17 protein-coding genes are annotated in these 19,193 nt (G+C 74.8%); 11 read left to right on the top strand and 6 right to left on the bottom strand.

Features of this window, described 5'->3' with window-relative positions:
• Positions 1–77: 77 nt before the first annotated feature.
• Entirely contained in the window at positions 78–365 is a 288-nt protein-coding gene (locus tag F9B16_RS29130; RefSeq protein ID WP_151543419.1) for a DUF4235 domain-containing protein, read from the bottom strand.
• A 125-nt stretch (positions 366–490) separates the two neighbouring features.
• On the opposite strand from F9B16_RS29130, the gene valS reads away from it, so the two are divergent.
• Complete coding sequence (valS, locus tag F9B16_RS29125) at positions 491–3,016, top strand: valine--tRNA ligase (RefSeq protein WP_151543413.1); 2,526 nt, start codon at positions 491–493, stop codon at positions 3,014–3,016.
• 31 nt (positions 3,017–3,047) lie between these two features.
• Here the strand turns inward: valS and F9B16_RS29120 are convergent, their stop codons facing one another.
• A complete protein-coding gene (locus tag F9B16_RS29120; RefSeq protein WP_151543412.1) occupies positions 3,048–3,683 on the bottom strand; it encodes a TetR/AcrR family transcriptional regulator in 636 nt (211 codons plus the stop codon).
• Positions 3,684–3,812: 129 nt separating this feature from the next.
• Between F9B16_RS29120 and F9B16_RS29115 the strand changes: the two genes are divergently transcribed.
• Together F9B16_RS29115 and F9B16_RS29110 are read left to right on the top strand one after the other, a co-directional pair.
• Complete coding sequence (locus tag F9B16_RS29115) at positions 3,813–4,757, top strand: alpha/beta fold hydrolase (protein ID WP_151543411.1); 945 nt, start codon at positions 3,813–3,815, stop codon at positions 4,755–4,757.
• 4 nt (positions 4,758–4,761) lie between these two features.
• Positions 4,762–5,658: a metal-dependent hydrolase gene (locus F9B16_RS29110; RefSeq protein WP_151543410.1), complete on the top strand. Its 897-nt coding sequence runs from the start codon at positions 4,762–4,764 to the stop codon at positions 5,656–5,658.
• 75 nt (positions 5,659–5,733) lie between these two features.
• Here F9B16_RS29110 and F9B16_RS29105 read toward each other — a convergent pair whose 3' ends face one another.
• From F9B16_RS29105 to F9B16_RS29095, 3 genes are all read right to left on the bottom strand, one after another.
• Positions 5,734–7,020 (bottom strand): cytochrome P450, encoded by a 1,287-nt coding sequence (locus tag F9B16_RS29105; RefSeq protein ID WP_151543409.1) that lies wholly within the window; start codon positions 7,018–7,020, stop codon positions 5,734–5,736.
• A 136-nt stretch (positions 7,021–7,156) separates the two neighbouring features.
• Positions 7,157–7,864, bottom strand: coding sequence for a YidC/Oxa1 family membrane protein insertase (locus tag F9B16_RS29100; RefSeq protein WP_151543408.1), 708 nt, complete (start codon positions 7,862–7,864; stop codon positions 7,157–7,159).
• Between the two features lie 46 nt (positions 7,865–7,910).
• Positions 7,911–8,210: a DUF6412 domain-containing protein gene (locus tag F9B16_RS29095; RefSeq protein WP_225992031.1), complete on the bottom strand. Its 300-nt coding sequence runs from the start codon at positions 8,208–8,210 to the stop codon at positions 7,911–7,913.
• A gap of 241 nt (positions 8,211–8,451) precedes the next feature.
• On the opposite strand from F9B16_RS29095, the gene dut reads away from it, so the two are divergent.
• Together dut and F9B16_RS29085 are read left to right on the top strand one after the other, a co-directional pair.
• Complete coding sequence (gene dut / locus F9B16_RS29090) at positions 8,452–8,922, top strand: dUTP diphosphatase (protein ID WP_151543406.1); 471 nt, start codon at positions 8,452–8,454, stop codon at positions 8,920–8,922.
• A 37-nt stretch (positions 8,923–8,959) separates the two neighbouring features.
• On the top strand, positions 8,960–9,787 hold the full coding sequence (locus F9B16_RS29085; protein ID WP_151543405.1) for a DUF3710 domain-containing protein: 828 nt from the start codon (positions 8,960–8,962) through the stop codon (positions 9,785–9,787).
• Between the two features lie 287 nt (positions 9,788–10,074).
• Here F9B16_RS29085 and F9B16_RS29080 read toward each other — a convergent pair whose 3' ends face one another.
• A complete protein-coding gene (locus F9B16_RS29080; protein WP_151543404.1) occupies positions 10,075–10,776 on the bottom strand; it encodes a PIG-L deacetylase family protein in 702 nt (233 codons plus the stop codon).
• Positions 10,777–11,046: 270 nt separating this feature from the next.
• Here F9B16_RS29080 and F9B16_RS29075 point away from each other — a divergent pair, with 270 nt between their 5' ends.
• The 6 genes from F9B16_RS29075 (at position 11,047) to F9B16_RS29050 (ending at position 19,006) form a co-directional block, all read left to right on the top strand.
• Positions 11,047–14,865, top strand: coding sequence for a HEAT repeat domain-containing protein (locus F9B16_RS29075; protein WP_151543403.1), 3,819 nt, complete (start codon positions 11,047–11,049; stop codon positions 14,863–14,865).
• 34 nt (positions 14,866–14,899) lie between these two features.
• A complete protein-coding gene (locus F9B16_RS29070) occupies positions 14,900–15,235 on the top strand; it encodes an SdpI family protein (RefSeq protein WP_151543402.1) in 336 nt (111 codons plus the stop codon).
• A 149-nt stretch (positions 15,236–15,384) separates the two neighbouring features.
• Positions 15,385–16,197, top strand: a complete 813-nt coding sequence (locus F9B16_RS29065) for an ABC transporter ATP-binding protein (RefSeq protein WP_151543401.1) — start codon at positions 15,385–15,387, stop codon at positions 16,195–16,197.
• A 1-nt stretch (position 16,198) separates the two neighbouring features.
• Positions 16,199–17,554, top strand: coding sequence for an FtsX-like permease family protein (locus F9B16_RS29060; RefSeq protein WP_151543400.1), 1,356 nt, complete (start codon positions 16,199–16,201; stop codon positions 17,552–17,554).
• A 139-nt stretch (positions 17,555–17,693) separates the two neighbouring features.
• Complete coding sequence (locus F9B16_RS29055) at positions 17,694–18,518, top strand: hypothetical protein (protein WP_192809052.1); 825 nt, start codon at positions 17,694–17,696, stop codon at positions 18,516–18,518.
• A 65-nt stretch (positions 18,519–18,583) separates the two neighbouring features.
• Positions 18,584–19,006, top strand: a complete 423-nt coding sequence (locus F9B16_RS29050; protein ID WP_151543399.1) for an OB-fold nucleic acid binding domain-containing protein — start codon at positions 18,584–18,586, stop codon at positions 19,004–19,006.
• The last annotated feature ends 187 nt before the right edge of the window (positions 19,007–19,193 follow it).

The raw sequence follows: 19,193 nt of genomic DNA, 5'->3' as shown, positions 1-19,193 counted from the left end.
CCCCTCCCGGGGGGGGGCCGGCCCGCCGCGCCCGCCCCCCCCCCACGACGCGTTCGAGCCCGATCAGGCCCGCGGGCTCAGGCGTCCACCTTCAGGTGGGACGGGAGCTCGCCGGTGCCCTTGGCCCACTGGTGGACCGCGGCCCGGGTGGCCACCAGCCGCGCGATCTCCACGCCGACGCCCACCACCACGGCCCAGCCGATCGCCTCCGACAGCGCCACGTCCGGCGACTCGGGGTTGGTCGGCGGCTCCTTGCCGGTGGTCTTCTTCCAGACGAGCGTGATCGCCTTCTTCGCGACGAAGCCGCCCGCGAAGGCCGCGGCGCCGGCCATCACGCGATAGCCGATGTCGCCCTTGTCCGCCATCATCGTCCTCCAGTCGTCCTGTCGCCTCCGACGCTACCGGAACGCCCCGCTCCGGGCGGGAAAGGCCGCCGCGTCGGCGCGGGCAAGTGGCATGCGGGCCAGGCGGATGTCAATACCATTGCCCCATGACAGAGCAGCCGCGTACGCCGAGCGTTCCTTCCAAGCCCTCCCTGGACGGCCTGGAGGACACGTGGGTACGCGCCTGGGAGGACACGGGCGTCTACCGCTTCGACCGCACCCGGCCGCGCGGCGAGGTCTACTCGATCGACACCCCGCCGCCCACCGTGAGCGGCTCCCTCCACGTCGGCCACGTCTTCTCCTACACCCACACCGACACCGTCGCCCGGTTCCACCGCATGCGCGGTCGCGCCGTCTTCTACCCGATGGGCTGGGACGATAACGGGCTGCCCACCGAGCGACGCGTGCAGAACTACTTCGGCGTGCGGTGCGAGCCGTCGCTGCCGTACGACCCGGAGTTCGAGCCGCCGGCCAAGCCCGACCCGAAGAAGCAGGTCCCGGTGTCGCGGCGGAACTTCATCGAGCTGTGCGAGCGGCTCACCGAGGTCGACGAGAAGGCGTTCGAGGAGATGTGGCGCCGGGTCGGCCTGTCGGTCGACTGGACGCACCTCTACTCCACCATCGGCGAGGCGTCCCGGACGGCGTCGCAGCGCGCGTTCCTGCGGAACCTCGCGCGCGGCGAGGCGTACGTGTCGGAGGCGCCGACGCTGTGGGACGTGACGTTCCGGACGGCCGTCGCGCAGGCCGAGCTGGAGGACCGCGAGCAGCCGGGCGCCTTCTACCGGATCCGGTTCCACGGCGACGAGCGGCCCGTCTACATCGAGACGACGCGCCCGGAGCTGCTGCCGGCGTGCGTGGCGCTGGTCGCGCACCCCGACGACGAGCGGTACCAGGAGCTGTTCGGCACGACGGTCCGGACGCCGCTGTTCGGCGTCGAGGTGCCGGTGCTCGGGCACCGGCTCGCGGAGCCGGACAAGGGCTCCGGCATCGCGATGATCTGCACGTTCGGCGACGTCACGGACGTCACCTGGTGGCGGGAGCTGAACCTGCCGACCCGCGCGGTGATCGGCTGGGACGGCCGGCTGTCGGCCGAGCCGCCGTCGGGCGTCCCGGCGGGTCCGTACGCGGAGCTGGCCGGCAAGACGGTGTTCTCCGCGAAGGAGCGCGTCGTCGAGATGCTGCGCGCGTCCGGCGACCTGGACGGCGAGCCGCGCAAGATCAGCCGTCCGGTGAAGTTCTACGAGAAGGGCAGCAAGCCGCTCGAGATCGTCACGACGCGGCAGTGGTACATCCGCAACGGCGGGCGGGACGCGGCGACCCGCGCGGAGCTGCTCGCGCGCGGCGCGGAGCTGAACTGGCATCCGCCGTACATGCGGGCCCGGTACGAGAACTGGGTGGAGGGCCTGAACGGCGACTGGCTGATCTCCCGGCAGCGGTTCTTCGGCGTGCCGATCCCGGTCTGGTACCCGCTGGACGGGTCCGGCGAGCCGCGGTACGACGCGCCGATCGTCCCGGCGGAGGACGCGCTTCCCGTCGACCCGTCCTCGGACGTCCCGCCGGGCTTCGCGGAGGACCAGCGCGGCAAGCCGGACGGGTTCATCGGGGACCCGGACGTCATGGACACCTGGGCGACGTCGTCGCTGACGCCGCAGATCGCGGGCGGCTGGGAGCGCGACGCCGACCTGTTCTCCCGGGTGTTCCCCTACGACCTGCGGCCGCAGGCCCACGACATCATCCGGACGTGGCTGTTCTCGACGGTCGTCCGGTCGCATCTGGAGCACGGGTCGCTGCCGTGGACGGACACGGCGCTGTCGGGCTGGATCCTCGACCCGGACCGCAAGAAGATGTCGAAGTCGAAGGGGAACGTCGTCACCCCGATCGACCTGCTGCGCGAGTACGGGTCGGACGCCGTCCGGTACTGGGCGGCGAGCGGCCGTCCGGGCACCGACACCGCGTTCGACACCGGCCAGATCAAGGTCGGCCGGCGGCTCGCCATCAAGATCCTCAACGCGTCGAAGTTCGTGCTGGGGCTCGGCGAGGTGGAGCGGGACGCGGCGGTGACCGAGCCGCTGGACCGGGCGATGCTGGCGTCGCTGTCCGGCGTCGTCGAGGACGCGACGGAGGCGTTCGAGGGCTACGACTACACGCGGGCGCTGGAGCGCACGGAGCGGTTCTTCTGGGAGTTCTGCGACGACTACCTGGAGCTGGTGAAGGCGCGCGCGTACGGGGAGGGGCCGGAGGCGCAGTCGGCGCGCGCGGCGCTGCGGTCGGCGCTGTCGGTGCTGCTGCGGCTGTTCGCGCCGGTGCTGCCGTTCGTGACCGAGGAGGTCTGGTCGTGGTGGCGGAAGGGCTCGGTGCACGCCGCGTCCTGGCCGCTGCCGGCCGAGCTGCCCGCGGGCGGCGACCCGGCGGTGCTCGCCGCGACCGGTGAGGCGCTGCGGCAGGTCCGCAAGGCCAAGTCGGAGGCGAAGGCGTCGATGCGCGCGGACGTGGCGCGGGCCGTGGTGCGCGGCGCGGAGGCCGGCCGGGTCTCCCGTCCGGACCTGGCCGCCGCCGGCCGGATCGCCGAGCTGACGCTGGAGAGCGCGCCCGCGGACCTGACGGTGCAGGTCACGCTGGCGCCCGCCGGCTGACACCCACGGCGGCCCCGGCCGTCCCGGCAGGTCAGCCGGGGCGGCCGCAGTCGGGGTCGGTGTGCCCGGCGGCCTTCAGCACCCCGCCGAGGACGCGGACGGCCAGGTCGCGGACGTCGTCGCGGCTCAGGTCGCCGCCCTCCAGCCAGGACGCGGTCGCGCCCTCGACGAACGACAGCCAGCCCTCCAGCGCGACGCGCAGCGCGGGCCGCGGCGCCGGCGTGCCGACCAGCCCGGTCGACATCGCGGCGAGCAGCCGCTTGCGCGAGGTGCGGTGCAGGGCGAGCACCTCGGCGTCCACGCCGACGCCGCCGCTGGTGATGGTCTGGAACGCGGAGCGGTGCGTGTCGGCCCACCAGAGGAAGCCGTCGAGGGTGCGGGCGAGCCGGTCGGCGGGGGAGTGCCCGTCGAACTCCTCGGCGAGCGCGTTCAGCGCCTGCGCGGCCGTGCCGATCACCGCGAGGAACAGGCCGCGCTTGTTGCCGAAGTAGTAGTAGATCAGGCCCTTCGCGACGCCGGCGGACGCGGCGATGTCGTCGATGGACAGCGCGTCGTAGGGGCGGTCGGCGAACAGCCGGGACGCGGCGTCGAGGATCGCCGCGCGGCGCGCGCCGCCCTTGTCGTCCCTCGCGGTGTGCGGGCCGTCCGGCCGTGTCCCGGCGGTCATCGCGCCCCCTCTTGACTTTCGTTCAACCCGGTCATCATATTAGATCCCAAGTCTAATTGGGTGGTGGCGATGGACGTGAGGCCGCGCGGCGGGACCGCCGTGAGCACCGCGGCGACGAAGGACGCGCAGGTGAGGGACAGGCGCGTGAAGGCGGACGGGGTGCGGCTGGCCGTCCGCGAACGGGGGCCGCGGACGGCCCCGGTGGTCGTGCTCGTACACGGCTACCCCGACAGCCGGGTGGTCTGGGAGCCGGTCGCGGACCTGCTCGCCGAGGACTTCCACGTCGTGACCTACGACGTGCGCGGCGCGGGCGGCTCGTCCCGGCCGCGCCGCACCCGGGCCTACGCCATGGAGAACCTCGCCGCCGACCTGGCCGCGGTGATCGACGCCGTGTCGCCCGGACGGCCCGTCCACCTGGTCGGGCACGACTGGGGCTCGGTGCAGGGCTGGGGCGCGGTCACCGGCGGCCTCGTCGAGGGACGCGTCGCCTCGTTCACCTCGATCTCCGGGCCGTGCATCGAGCACTTCGGGCAGTGGGTGCGCGACCGGCTGCGCCGCCCGACGCCCCGGCACGTCCTGCAGCTGGCCGGGCAGTTCGCGCGCTCCTGGTACCTGATGTTCGGGGCGATCCCCGGCGTCCCGCAGCTCGCCTGGCGTCTCGGGGGCGCCAGGATCTTCCCGGTCGTGATCGAGCGGATGGAGGGCGTCGAGGGCTGGCACGCCGACACCTTCCCGAAGGACGCGCTGTACGGGATGAAGCTGTACCGCGCCAACGCCGTCCGCTTCCTGCGCCCCGGATCCATGGCCACGACGGACGTCCCGGTGCAGGTCATCGCGCCGACGCGGGACGCGTTCGTCTCGCCGCACCAGTCCGCGGACCTCGCCCGGTACGCCGACCGGCTCTGGCGGCGGGAGATCCCGGTCGGCCACTGGGGCGCCGTCCGCAAGGACCCGGCGACGACCGCCGCGTGGATCGCCGAGTTCGTCAGGCACATCGAGGGCGGTCCCGAGACGGTGGCGCTGCGGGACGCGTGGGTGCCCGTCCAGGGCCGGGTCGTGGCGGCGGGGGAGTGAGGCCATGAGCGAGATCGACGAGCGGCACCCCGCCATCACCCCGCGCCGGGTGAAGTTCGACTGGACCGGCACGCCCCTGCACTGGATCCCGGACGAGCCCGTCGCCACCCACTTCATCAACGTGCTGCACTTGCTCCTGCCCGCCGGCGAACGCTGGTTCGTCCACGTCTACAAGCAGACGCTGCCCCTCGTCGAGGACGACGAGCGCCTCTACCGCGAGGTCAAGGGGTTCATGGGGCAGGAGGCCGTGCACGCCTACTCCCACCAGGGCGTCCTGGACCGGCAGATGCTCGCGCAGGGCCTCGACCCGCGCCCGCTGACGGACCGGATCGAGTGGATGTTCAAGCGGATCCTCGGCGACCGCTGCCCCGTGCCCCTCGTGTCCCGGCGCCGGTGGCTGGTCTTCCGGATCGGCATCATCGCCGCGATCGAGCACTACACGGCCGCGCTCGGCCAGTGGATCCTCGACGCCCGCGCGCTCGACGACGCCGGCGCCGACCCGACGATGATGGACCTGCTGCGCTGGCACGGCGCCGAGGAGGTCGAGCACCGGTCCGTGGCGTTCGACGTGTACGAGCACGTCGCCGGACGGTACTGGCTGCGGTTCATCGCGTTCTTCGTCGGCGTGCTCGCGATGCCGCTGATGGTGTACGCGGGCGCCGCGTACCTGTGCCGCGCCGACCCGGCGCTGAAGGGCGTCCGCCCGCGGATCCGCGACTACCGGCGCGCGGTCCGGCGCGGCCTGTTCCCCAGCAACCGGTTCATGGTCGCCGCCGCGCGCGCCTACCTGCGGCGCGACTACCACCCGTCCGCCGAGTGCTCCACCCAGCGCGCGCTGGACTACCTGGCGGTCTCCCCGGCGGCGCGCGCCGCGGGCTACGCGGCCCGGCCGGGGACCTGAGCCGCGGCGGGCCCGGACGCCGTAAATCCGCGCCACGCCGGCCGGGCCCGCCGCACCTCCGTCGTCACCGGGGGATCAGAACGCGCAGGGCAGGTGCTTGATCCCGTTGATGAAGCTGGAGAACAGCCGGTCGGGCTCCCCGGTCGCGCGGATCCCCGGGACGCGGGTGAACAGCTCCCGGTACATCACCGTGATCTCGCGGCGGGCGAGGTTCGCGCCGAGGCAGAAGTGCGGCCCCGGGCCGCCGAACCCGACGTGCGGGTTGGGCGAGCGGGTGATGTCGAACGCGTCGGGGTTCTCGAAGACCGTTTCGTCCCGGTTGGCGGAGTTGTAGAAGAGCAGGACCTTGTCGCCCGCCTTGTACTCGTGGCCGTTCATCACGTGGTCGCGGGTCAGCGTCCGGCGGAACTGGATGACCGGCGTCGCCAGCCGGACGATCTCCTCGACCGCGCCCGGGATGTGCGCGTCGAAGTCCTCCAGCAGCAGGGCGCGCTGCTCGGGGTTGTCGGTGAGCAGCTTCAGCCCGTGCGACATCGCGTTGCGGGTCGTCTCGTTGCCGGCCACGACGAGCAGGATGAAGAACGAGCCGATCTCCTGGTCGGTCAGCGACTCGCCGTCCACGTTCGCCGAGATCAGCGCCGACACCAGGTCGTCGCCGGGGTTCCGGCGGCGCTGCCGGGCGAGTTTCATCGCCAGGTGGTTCAGCTCGTACCCGGCCGCCAGCACCTTGAGCAGCCCGTACAGGGCGCCGAAGCGGGTGATGCCGTCGCGGGCGTAGTTCTTGCCGCCCATGTACTCGGGGTCGCCGAGGCCGAGGATCAGGTTCGTCCGGTCGTACACCATCGGCCGGACGTGCTCGGGGATGCCCATCATGTCGCAGATGACCTGGAGCGGGAGCCGCGCCGCGACGTCGGTGACGAAGTCGGTGGAGCCCTTGGCGAGCAGGTCGTCGACGATCCGGGTGGCGCTGCGCTGGAGGTCGTCCTCCATCTTCTCCAGGACGCGCGGGGTGAACGCCCGCGACACGATCCGGCGGATCTTGGCGTGCCGCGGGTCGTCCATGTTGATCATCGAGCCGAAGTAGCGGGCGAGGAACCGCGGCAGGTCCGCGATGCTGTTGGAGCACGGCTCGCTGCTGAAGATATGTGGCGACCGGCTCGCCTCGACGACGTCGGCGTGCCGGGCCAGCGCGTAGAAACCGGCGCCGGTCTTGACGAACGGCAGCTTCAGCTCCTGGAAGAACGCCGGATGGTCCAGCTCGCGGAGCCGGGCGAAGGCGGCGAGCCGCCGCTCCTGGGGCAGGGCCCAGAACTCCAGCGTGGACAGGTTGCCGTCGATCTCGTCCCGTGCAGCGGTCGTCACGCCCGCTCACCGCCCTCGGCGTCGTGTCCAGAATCAAGTTCGGTTTATATCGAACCGGCGTCCAATGGCGCCGTCAAGGCGAACCGGCGATCCGGACCCCGTCGTTCAGGCGGCCGGTGGTTCAGAGGGCGGTGGTTCAGGCGGCGGGCGCCACGATCCGCCTGTGCAGGACCGCGCGCTCCACCGCCGTCCACGTGCCGGACGCCAGCAGGTACAGCCCGGCGGCCAGCGGCACGAACGCGGCGAAGACCACCGTCCCGAACGGCGCCACCCGGGCCAGGACGCCCGCCGCCCCGGCCGGAGCCGTCCGCGCGGCCCGCCGCGACGACCACACCGCCAGCGCCATGAGCAGCGCGAACAGGCCGAGGAACACCAGCGACGGCGGCGCGAACAGCCCGCCGCCGACCAGCCCGACCCAGTTCTGCCCCAGCGGCGCGCCCAGCAACGTGTGCGCGAGCAGGACGTTCTGGTGCCCCGCCACCGTCGCCGACCGGAACAGCCGGTACATCACCATGAAGAACGGCCACTGCGCGAACATCGGCAGGCAGCCCTTCAGCGGCGTCGCGCCCTCCGCCTCGTACAGCGCGGCCGTCTCGCCCTGGAGCCGCTGCGGATTCCGCGCGTGCCTCTTCTGGAGGGCCTGGACCTTGGGCAGCAGGCGCGCCCGGGCCCGCTCGCCCTTGGCCGCCGACACCGCGAGCGGCAGCATCGCCAGCCGGAGCAGGAGCGTGAACAGGATGATCGCGATGGCCGTCGCCACTGGGCCGGCGACCGGGCCGATGCCGTCGGCCAAGCCCTTGACCAGGGCGTACGCGAGCGAAACGGGAACGTCGAACAGGGACATGTGAGCCTTCCGGGTCGGAGGGGGATCGATGGCGTGCCGGCCGCGCTCAGGCGGCCGCGATCCCCGCTCCCGGTGCCCGCGGACGGGGGCGCCCCGCCGCGTCCGGATCGCGCTGCGGGAGGAAGGCGGTCCGAAGCGTCCGTTCCCGCAAGGTCGTCCGCACGCGCGCCGGTGTGGCCCGATGGCTCAGCGCCGCCGCGCGCACACGCACCACGGCCAGGACCACCAGCCCCGCCACGGTGACCGTCGCCAGCGCCACCAGCACCGGCTGCCCCGGAGCCGTCCCGGCCCACTCGGCCACGGCGAGCACGCGCAGCAGCGCGGCGACCACCAGCGACCAGAACACGGACCGATCCTCCCGGCGATTGCGGACGAACCATGGCGATTGCGGACGAACCACAGTGTCCCACCGATACCCGCCGGTACGCCATCGGCCGCCGGGTTCCGGCCCGGAACCGGGTAGGGTCGCGCGCGAAACCGGACGCGAGGGCGTTTCACATGCGGCCCGCCGCCCCCGGTCCCGGTATTGTCGTGTGGCTTCTCGGCGGGATCGCCGGAACGCTCCCGAACACGCGAGGTGGACCCCGTTGGCCAAGGTCGATGTGCTGATCAAGCGGCTGGACCCCGACCTGCCCCTGCCGCAGTACGCGCACGCGGGCGACGCCGGCGCCGACCTCGTCGCCGCCGAGGACGTCGAGCTGCCGCCGGGAGAGCGCGCCGTCGTGCCCACCGGCATGGCGATCGCGCTGCCCGACGGCTACGCCGCTTTCATTCACCCCAGGTCCGGTTTGGGCGCTAGGTTGGGGGTGACCATAGTCAACGCACCCGGTACGGTCGACGCCGGCTATCGGGGTGAGATCAAGGTGACCCTGCTGAACACCGACCGCCGCGCCACCGTGCGGCTGCGGCGCGGCGACCGCATCGCGCAGATGGTCGTGCAGCGGGTGGAGCAGGCTGTGTTCCACGAGGTCGCCGACCTTCCCGGATCGGCCCGCGGAACCGGCGGATTCGGCTCCACGGGCGGGTTCGGCGGGCCGGGGGCTCCCGGCCATGGGTGACACTGGTAACGAGCACAGTCGAGAAGGAGCGTGAGTCGTGGCTTTTGGACGTCGCCGGCAGGCCGAGGAGCCCGAGAAGGGTCCCGAGGCGACCGAGGAACCGGCGGAGGCCGTTGACGAGGCCGCCGAGGAGGCTCCCGCCGAGGCCGCGAAGGCCGAGGGCGGGCCCTGGGACTCCGAGGACTCCTTCCCCGAGCTGCAGCGCCTGGACTTCGGCTCCATGCAGGTCCCGATCGCGCCCGGGCTCGGCTTCCAGGTGAACTTCGAGGCGACCCAGGTGGACGAGGAGGGCAACCCCCTCGACGGCCGGCCCGTCGCGGTGCTCGTCCAGTACGAGGAGAGCGCCATGCAGCTCCAGGTGTTCGCCGCGCCCAAGCGCAGCGGCATCTGGGACGACGTGCGCCGCGAGACCGCCAAGGACATCCAGGAGGAGGCGCAGGGCCAGACCCAGGAGGGCGAGGGGCCGTTCGGTCCCGAGCTGCTGGCGATGATCCCCGCCGCGCTGACCGAGGAGGTCCTCGCGGAGATGCCGCAGGAGGTCCGCGAGCAGATCCCGCAGGAGTTCGTCGACCAGGGCTGGGCGCCGCAGATCATTCGCTTCCTCGGCGTCGACGGCCCCCGCTGGTTCCTGCAGGCCGTGGTGCAGGGCGCCGCGATCGAGGACGAGGAGCAGTGGCAGGTCCTCGAGGACGTGCTGCGCGGCGTCGTCGTCGTCCGCGGCGACGCGCCGATGCCGCCCCGCGACCTGCTCGAGCTGCAGATCCCCAAGGAGTTCAGCGAGGCCGGGGAGAACGGCGAGGAGCAGGGCGGCGAGGAGACCTTCAACCCGTTCGAGCGCGGCCCCGAGATCACCGAGGTCCGCTGACCCGGGACCCCGCCACCACCGCCCGCCGGGCCGTGCGCCGCTTTTCGGACGCACGGCCGGCGGGTTTCTGCGTCCCCGGGCGCGCCGGTCCCCTTGCGTCCGGCGCCCGCCGGGTGGTCAATCGGGACATGTCGAAGAGAACGCGGAAGCGCAGGGCCCGCAAGCGGAGCAAGCACAACAAGGGCAAGCGGCCCAACGCCCGCCACTGAGCCGCACGCGCGCCGTCAGGCCTCGATCATCGCCGTTCAGGTTCCGATCGCCGCTGCTCAGTTCTCGATCATCGCCGTTCAGGTCTCGATCATCTCGAAGGGCATGGCGTGCTCGACGCCCGCCGCCCGCCCGGTCGGCTCGACGATGCCGGTGAGGAACGCGGCGGCGTCGAAGCCCGCGCCGAGGTTGCCGAAGTACACCTCGTGCGCCAGCAGCGAGTCGATGCCGTCCTGGAGATGGCCGGTCACGTCCACGTAGTGCCCGGCCTGCGGCGACCCGCCGAACAGCGCGAACCGGACGCCCTGCCACGGCTCCAGGCCGAGGTCGCGGAACACCCAGCGGTTCGCCGCGTCCCGGATCGCGTCGGCGACCGCGAGGCCGAGCACCCGGTGGTCGGCCATGTTGAAGCCGCCGCCGGGGAAGGTCTCCCGGAAGTTCACCAACAGCACCACCTCGGGCCGGTGCCGCCGGATCGCCGCCGCGAGGAGCCGCCGCAGCGGCAGCCCGTACTCCAGCACGCCGTCCGGCAGGTCCAGGAACTCGACGTTCTCGACGCCGACCCGGCGGGCCGCCTCGATCTGCTCCAGCGTCCGGACGCGGCGCACCTCGTCGGGGTCCATGCCGTCGATCCCCGCCTCGCCGCGGGTCGCGAGCACCTGCGTCACGCGCTTGCCCTGCGACGTCCACTTCGCGACCGCGGTCGACCCGCCGTACTCCAGGTCGTCGGGGTGCGCGACGATCGCCAGCGCCCTGTCCCAGTCCTCCGGTACCGGTTCCATGGCCCCATCCTGGCGGAACGTCGGCCGGCGCCGAAGCTCCTAAGATCGCCGCCATGACATCGGTGCCGGAATCCGTCCGCCTCGCGGGCCTCCTCGACGCCGGGATCGCGGCCGGCGCGCCTGCACCTGCGCGGGCACGTCCGGACCTGGCCGGACCGGCGGTCCGCCGGGCTGCCCGCGGCGGTCCGCACCGCGTGGCTGAGCGCCGAGATCGCCGCGGGCCGTGCGGACGTCCGGGACGAACCGGCGGGCGAGCCGCTCTACCAGGCGGTGCGGGCCCTCCATGCCGCCGACGCGGACGACCCCGGGGCGCTCGTCCGCGACCTCGCCGGACGCGCCGACGCCGTGCTGCGCGGTGAGGCCGTCCGGATCGCGCGGGAGGCGCTGCACGCGGCGTTGCTGCCGCCCCGCGCCGTCCGGGAGATCCTGGCGGGACTCGCCGGTGACGTCCCCGCCGCGCTGCGCGAGCTGGCCGAACCGTGGGCGGCGCTCGACCCGCTGCCGCACGAGCGGGTGCGCCGCCTCCTCGGCACCGGGCGGGACGCCGCCGCGATCGAGGTGGCGGCCAGGCACGGGCACCGGGACCTCCTCCGCGACGTCGCCGCCGCCGCGTCCCGCGCGCCCGCCGTGCGGCGGCGGGCGCTCGAACTGCTCGGCGACCTCGCGGGCCGCGGCGACATCGGCGACCTGCTCGGTGTCGCCGCCGGGGACCCGCCGCTGCTCGCCGGGCCCGCCGCCGCGTGCCTGCGCGGCCTGCACCGGCGCGGCCACTTCCCCGCGGCGCACCACGTCCCCGCGATCGTGCGGCTCGCCCTCGCCGACCACGGCGTGCCCGCGGACGAGATCGCGGTGGTCCTCTTCTCCTGTCGGCACGAGGCGCTGCCGGAATTGGCCCGCCCCGGGTCGGACGCCGGTTCGTGGCCCCGCCGCCTCGCCCTGCTCGTCGCGCTCGACGCGCAGGGCGTCCCCGGGCTGGGCGTGGCCGGTGCGGTCGCCCGTCTCGCGCGCGACGCCGCCGACCCGCGGCCGTTCCTGCGCGCGCTCCGCGAACTGCGGGATCCCGCGGCGGAGGAGACCGTCCTCGCGCTGCTGCCGGACGCGCCCCGGGATGCGCTCGACGCCCTCGAAGCCGTCGGCGGCCCCCGGACGGCCGCCGCCCTCTGGACCGGGCTCGGCCTGGACGGGGACGATCCGGACCGGACCGACGTCGCGCCGCACCTGTCCGCGTTCCGGCACCGCGCGCTGGAGCTCCTCTGGCACCTCGACCGCGACCCGGGGCGGCGGCGCACGCTGCTCGACCGGCTCGATCCCCGCGACTTGCCGCGCCGCGTCGCCGACGACCTCGGCGGCCCCGACCCGCGCGAGCTGGCGGTCCTGCGCGCGGCCCCGGACCCGGGCGACCCCGCCGGGGCGCTCGGCCGGCTCGCCCGCAACGGCGACGCCACCACCCTGCCCGCGGTCGCCGACCTGCTGCTGCGCGTCGTGTCCGGCCTGGCCGGGACGTGGACGCCCGGCGGGCCGGGTCCCGAGCCGGCCGTGCCGGACGAGGTCCTGGACGCCGTCCGCGACCTCGGCGCGCGGCTCTTCCGGCGGGGCGCGATCCGGCCGCGCTGCCTGCTGGACGCCGCCGACCCGCCCGCCGCCGGGAACGCCGTGCTCGCGAGCACGGTCCTCGACCTCCTCGACCGCCCCGGGCTCGTCCCGGCCGAGCAGGCGGTCCTGCTGACCGTCCTGCGCGGCGCCCCGTACCGGCGGACGAGGGCGCGCGTCCACCCGCTGCTCCGGCACCGCGACGCGCACGTCAGGGCACGCGCCGCCGCGCTCTTCGCCACGGACGCGGAAGGCGCCCAGGTGCTGTCGGCGAGCCTGATCCCGCTCACCTCGGCGGACGACCCGGCGACCGTCCGGCAGGCGCTGCGCGCACTGGCCGAGGCCCGCGCGACCTGGGCGGCGCCGGCGATCGCCGCGTGCCTCGACCACCCTGACATGAGCGTCAAGAAGACCTCGGCGGCGGCGCTCGCGACGGCGGGCGCGCCCGCCGCCGTTCCGAAGGCGCTGTTCTGGCTGGGGCACCACGGCAACCCGGGCCTGCGCGAGGACCTCGTCACGGCGCTGCGCGCCGTGCTCGGCGACGCGTCCGGCGCCGTCGTCCTCGCGGCGGCGGACCAGGCCGGCGACGACCGCACCCGCGCTCTCCTTCGCGCCGTGCTGCCCGCGCTCATCCCCGACGCCCCGGCGGCCGACGACGTCCGGGGACTCGCGGAGCACGGCTGGGACGCCGAGACCGCGCGCCGCATCCTTGATGCGCAGGGGCACCGCACTGCGGCTCTCGCGCCGCTGCGTCCGCTGCTGCCTCGCTGGCTCGACCTCGCCGCATCGGACCCGCGCGCGCTGCACCTCGCCGCCCGCATGTGCGCCCCGCCGCGGACGCTGTTGGAGCTCGAACTCTTCGCGCGATCCGCCGCGCTCGTCGTCGAGGCACTGGTCACCGACGAGGCGCGCCACGGCAGCCCGCTCCTCGCGATAGCGAAGGAGGCGGTGCCCCGGCTCGGCGCGGGGGAGAGGTTCCAGGTCGCCGAGCGGGTGCGGGCGCTGCCGCCGAGCACCGTGTCGATCACCCTGCTGGGCCTGTGCGGCGCGGTCGTCACGCGCGACGATCTCGAACGCGCGCTGGCCGCCGCGCGGCAGGACCCCGACCCGGCGGCGCGCGAGGAGGCCGTCCTGCGGGGGGCGTTCGCGCAGGACGCGGCGGACCCCGCGACCGCGATGCACGAGACGATCAGGGACGCGGCCCGCGAGCCGGAGGAACTGCGGCGGCTCCGCGACGGACTCCGCGACGGCCCGTCCCGCGAGGTGCTGGACGCGCTGATCCGGGCCTTCCCGGACGCCCCCGGCGACGCGCGGCCGCTCCTGCTCGACTGGATGGAGGCGGTGCAACCGCTGGGCGCCCCGCCGTGGACGCTGGCCGAGAGCCGCGGCGAGTCCGAGGCGCGGACGCCGCGCACCGACGACCTCGATCAGCCGCCGTCCGTGGCGCAACGCCGCCGCCTCATGGCGATGCTCGACGCCGGCCCGGCCGAGCAGCGGGCGAAGGCGGCCCGCGCGCTCCTCGCCCGGCCCGAACCCGAGGGGCGCCTCGCCGTCCTCCGCGCGTTCCTCGACGGCCGGGCCGGGCTGACCGCCACCTGGGAACTGGCGCGCGTCCTGCTGGAGGCGTCCGAGGTGCCGGACGGCGACCGGTTCGTCCAGCTGGCGGGCCATCTCTACGGGGGCGACCTCGACCGGTTCGTCCCCGCGCTCGTGTCGCGCTGGGAGGAGGGGGACGCCGACGCCGACCGGGTGCTGCGGCAGGCGTCCGCCGACGCCGTCGCCGCGGAGATCGCCGAGCGTCCGGCGGGCGATGCGTGGGGCCTGCTCGACCTCGTCGCCGGCCGCCGCCTCACCCGGACCGCGGCGCTCGACCGGGCGCGCCGCCGCCTCCGCGAGGAGGGACGCGACGACCTCGCGGAACGGCTCGTCCTGGTGGACGGCCCGCTCCGGGCGCCCGGAGCCGCCGGACGCGACGCGGCCGCCCTGGCGGCGATGCGCGAGCACGAGCCGCCCGCCGCGAGCGAGCCGTCGTCGGCGATCCTGTTCCGGCAGGCGCGGAGCGGCGGCGCGAGGGAGGTGCGCCGCGCGCTCGCGCTCCTCGCCGACCGCCGCGCGGACGGGCTGGAGGATCTGCTCGCCGAGCTGATCGGCCACCGCGAGACGAAGGTGCGGCTGCACGCGCACCGCGTGTCGCGCAGGGTGCTGGGCCGGGCCGCGTACCTGGACCAGACCGTGCGGCTGCTCGACGACCCCGAACCCGATGTCGTCCGCTCGGCGATCGGGACGCTGAGCCACGCCGCCTGGACGCCCGCGATCCCGGGGCTGGTGGGCCTGCTCGCCCACCCGCGCGCCAAGGTCCGGCAGGCCGCGTCCGAGGGGCTCGTCCGGTTCGGCGCGGCGGCGGTCCCGGCGCTGCGGCACGCCGCAGGGCGCGCCCGTCCCGACCACCGGTCCCGGTACACGGGCCCGTTGGCTGAGATCAACGGGTGGGGAGCATGATGGACCGGAGGCATCGAGGGGAGGGCGACCGGCGTTGAACATCTACCTTGGCGTCCTGCTGATCGCGGCGGGCGCGCTGCTCGCGGTGGTCGGCAGGATGACCGCCGACGGCCGCATCCCGCGCAACCAGTTCGCCGGGATCCGCACCAGGCAGAGCATGGCCGACGACGAGGCGTGGCTGACCGTGCACCGCGCCGCCCGTCCGTGGATGATCGGCGCCGGCGCCGTCCTGATCGTCGCGGGCGCGGTCGCGCTGGCGGTCCCGTCGCAGCTCGCGGGGGCGGTCGCGGCGGGGGCCGGCGCGATCCTGACCGCGATCCTGGCGCTGCGGGGCACCGCCGCCGGGCACGCCGCGCTGCGCCGCAGATAACGCGCCGCCCGGCGCGGTGGCGCCGGCCGAAGGTGGGGTTTTGCCTACCCCGATCGGCGTGCTGGACCCATCCTCCGCCGCCTCCGCCGTCCGTAGCTTCGTCTCCGGAGGCGCTCCACGAGGGGGCGCCGGGCGGAGAGGTGAAGGCGATGTTCGGACACAAGGCGCGCCCGGCGGGGACGGCCCCGTCCGCCGGCGAGGCGCTCCGGCTCGAGGACGTCCGGAAGGTGTACGGCGCGGACGGCAACCGGGTGGTCGCGCTCGACGGCGTGTCGCTGTCGCTGCCGGCCGGGTCGTTCACCGCGGTGATGGGCCCGTCCGGGTCGGGCAAGAGCACGCTGCTGCAGTGCGCGGCGGGCCTCGACCGGCCGAGCGCCGGGCGGGTCCTGGTGGACGGCGCCGAGCTGTCCGGCGACGGCGAGGCCGCGCTGACGAAGTTCCGCAGGCAGCGGATCGGGTTCGTGTTCCAGCAGTTCAACCTGCTGCCGACCCTGACCGTCATGCAGAACGTGACGCTGCCGCTGAAGCTCGCGGGGCGGCGCGTCGACAAGGCCCGGGCCCGGGAGATCCTCGCCCGGGTCGGGCTCGGCGACCGGCTCGGGCACCTGCCGGCGGAGCTGTCGGGCGGGCAGCAGCAGCGCGTCGCGATCGCGCGGGCGCTGGTCACCGAGCCGCGGATCCTGTTCGGCGACGAGCCGACCGGCGCGCTCGACAGCCGCAGCGCCCGCGACGTCCTCGGGCTGCTGCAGGAGGCCGTCCGCGTCTACGGGCGGACGGTGGTGATGGTGACGCACGACCCGGTCGCCGCGGCGCACGCCGACGCGGTGCTGTTCCTCGCGGACGGGCGGATCGTCGGCTACCAGACCGCGCCGACCGCCGAGGCCGTCGCCGAGCGGATGACGCACCTCGCCGACGAGGTCGAGCGGCAGCGGACGTCCGGTCACGTCCAGGCGGGGGTGTGAGATGGTCGCGCTGGCACTGCGGTCCCTGCGCAAGCGCGCGGGCGCGTTCACGGCGAGCTTCCTGTCGATGTTCCTCGGTTCGGCGATCATCATGGCGTTCGCCTCGATGTTCGACACGGCCGAGGCGAGCGGGGCGACCGGGCAGGCCCGGTCCACCCTGGTCACGATGGCGATGGTGGTCGGCGGCTGGGGGCTGCTGCTCGTGGTCTTCGCGGTCACCTCCACGCTGACCCTGTCGGTCCGGCAGCGCGCGGCGGAGATGGCGCTGCTGAAGAGCGTCGGCGCCACGCCGGCGCAGCTCACCCGGATGATCGCCGGCGAGGCGGCGGCCCTCGCCGTGCTCGCGGCGCTGCTCGGCGCCGTCCCCGGCGCGCTCGGCGGGCGGGCGCTCCTCGCGCTGCTGCACGGCACCCACCAGGTCCCCGGGGACGTGTCGTACGCGTTCGGGACGTTCGCGCTCGGCACCGGCGTCGGGGTGACGTTCGCGTCCGCGACGATCGCCGCGCTGATCACCGCGCGCCGCGCCGCCCGCGTCCGGGTCACCGAGTCGCTGATGGCGGCGGCCGCGGAGCCGGGCCGGCTCGGCCGCAGGCGCACGGTCTTCGCCGGGGTGTTCCTGTTCCTCGCGGTGGACGAGGCGGTCGTGACGATGACGATGATGCGCGGCAAGGGCACCGACGCCATGGCGGCGTCCGGGCAGGCCGACATCTTCGCCGCGATCGGGCTGGCGCTGCTCGCCCCGGTGATCGTCCGGCGGGCGACGGCGCTGCCGGCCGGGCCGGTGCGCGCGTTCGGCGTCGCCGGCGACCTCGCGGTGACGAACCTGCGCCGCCGGACCGCCGCGATGGCGTCCGCGGTGACCCCGATCATCCTGTTCACCGGCATCGCGGTCGGGACGCTGTTCCTGCAGGCCACCGAGAACGCGGAGACGGCCCGGTCGGGCGTCGCCGCGACCGCCGACCAGAAGGGGATCGCGACGCTGAACCTGGTGGTCATCGGGATGGTGGTGCTGTTCGCCGCGATCATGCTGGTGAACACGCTGGTGGCGGCGACCGCGCACCGGCGCCGCGAGTTCGGCCAGGCCCGGCTGGCGGGCGCGACCCCGGCCCAGGTGCTCGGCACGGTGGCGCTGGAGTCGGCGGTGCTGACGGTCGTCGGCGTCGGCTGCGGGACGGTCGCGTCGCTCTTCACGATCATCCCGTTCGACGTGGCCCGCAAGGGCTCGGTCGCCCCGGACGGCAGCGCGTGGATCTACGTCGGGGTCGTCGCCCTCGCGGCCGCCCTGACCGGGCTCACCGCCCTCGGCGCCGCCCGCCGGGCGGTCCGGGTCCCCGCGGTCGAGGCGGTCACCGCCTGACCGGCCGCCCGGAGCGGGACTCCGGCCGGCTCCGCCCGCGGTGCGGTGCGCTCGTCGCGAGCGCGCCGCACCGCGGGCGGTTGCGGTCTCCGGCGCCCGCGCGCATACTGGGTGAGCACTCACTCATTTGGAGGCGGGGATGGACGGAACGGCCGGTGCGGTCCGCGGCGGGTCCCTCCTGGCGGACGCCGCGCGAGCGGTCCCCGGGATCTGGGCGGACGGGCGGCGCGTCGAGCGCCTCTGCTACGCCGTCGGCGCGCTGCTGATCCTCAGCGGCCTGCTCCACCTGCTGGTGTTCGCCGTGGACGGCGGCCCGTGGACCGGGCCCGTCTCCTGGCGCAAGCCCGTCACGTTCGGGCTGTCGTTCGGGCTGACGCTGATCACCATCGCCTGGGCGGGCTCGTTCCTCGACCTCTCCGAACGGACCCGGCGCGTCCTGCTCGGGGTGTTCGCCGCCGACTGCGTCGCCGAGGTCGCCCTGATCACCCTCCAGGCGTGGCGGAAGGTCCCGTCCCACTTCAACATGGAGACGTCCTTCGACACCGCCGTCACCCGGATGCTCGCGGCCGGCGGCGCCGTCCTGGTGATCACGCTCGTCACGCTGACCGTCGCCGCGTTCCGCGCGAACCCCGGCACCGCCCCGAGCATGCGGCTCGCGCTCCGCGCCGGGTTCGCCGCCCTCATGGTCGCGCTCGCGTCCGGGGCCGCGATGATCGCCAGGGGCGTCGCGGAGGCGCAGACCGGCCACCAGCAGGCCGCCTACCACGTCGCCGTCGCCCTCAAGCCCGCGCACTTCGTCACGATGCACGCCGTCCTCGTGCTCCCGGCCCTCGCCTGGCTGCTGACCTTCACCGGACGCCCCGAGCCGCGCCGCGTCCGGGCCGTGGCGCTCGCCACCGCCGGCTACGGGGTCGCGGCCGCCGCCGTCGTGATCGTCTCCGCCGTCCGGTTCGCCGCCGGCTGAGACGGGCCGCACAACCGGCGGGCCGACCGGTCCGATTCACACCGGGATGCCATACGCTTCCACTTATGGACGAGGTTTCGGCCCGCACCACCCCGGAGACCGACCCGGCCCCGCCGGAACGGGGCAAGGGCGGCCTGCGGCGCTTCCTGCGGCGGATGGCGTCGAGCAAGGCCGAGCTCGAAGCCGAGGAGCTGCAGAAGACCAGCGGTGACGAGGGCGCCACCCCCATCACCGCATGTTCCGCGCGCAAGCGGCACTGCGTGGCGGGTACGCTGCGTACGGTGACCCTCCGGCCCCGGGGCGGCGCCCCCGCGCTGGAGGCCGAGCTCTACGACGGCACCGACGTGATCAACCTGGTCTGGCTCGGCCGGCGGCGCATCGCCGGCATCGACCCGGGCCGCCGGCTGCGCGCCGAGGGGCTGGTCAGCGTGCAGGACGGGCGCAAGGTCATGTTCAACCCGCGGTACGAGCTGCGCGGCGGTTCCTGATCCCGCCCGGCGCGCGGGCAGGGGACCGTCCCCGCGGCGATACGGCCTGGAGTGCGATGTGAGCGAACGGGAAGCGACAGAGACGGCGGCCGCCGCCGGCGCCACCGCGGCGGCGCCCGGCGATCCCGCGCCCGGCGATCCCGCGCCCGGGCGCACCGGCGCCGGCGACGCCCACGACACCGTCGAG

The sequence above is a fragment of the Actinomadura montaniterrae genome, from assembly GCF_008923365.1.
Lineage (GTDB): Bacteria > Actinomycetota > Actinomycetes > Streptosporangiales > Streptosporangiaceae > Spirillospora > Spirillospora montaniterrae.
Note: the sequence above shows the minus strand (reverse complement) of the source record. Positions and strands in the feature narration are given on the sequence as shown.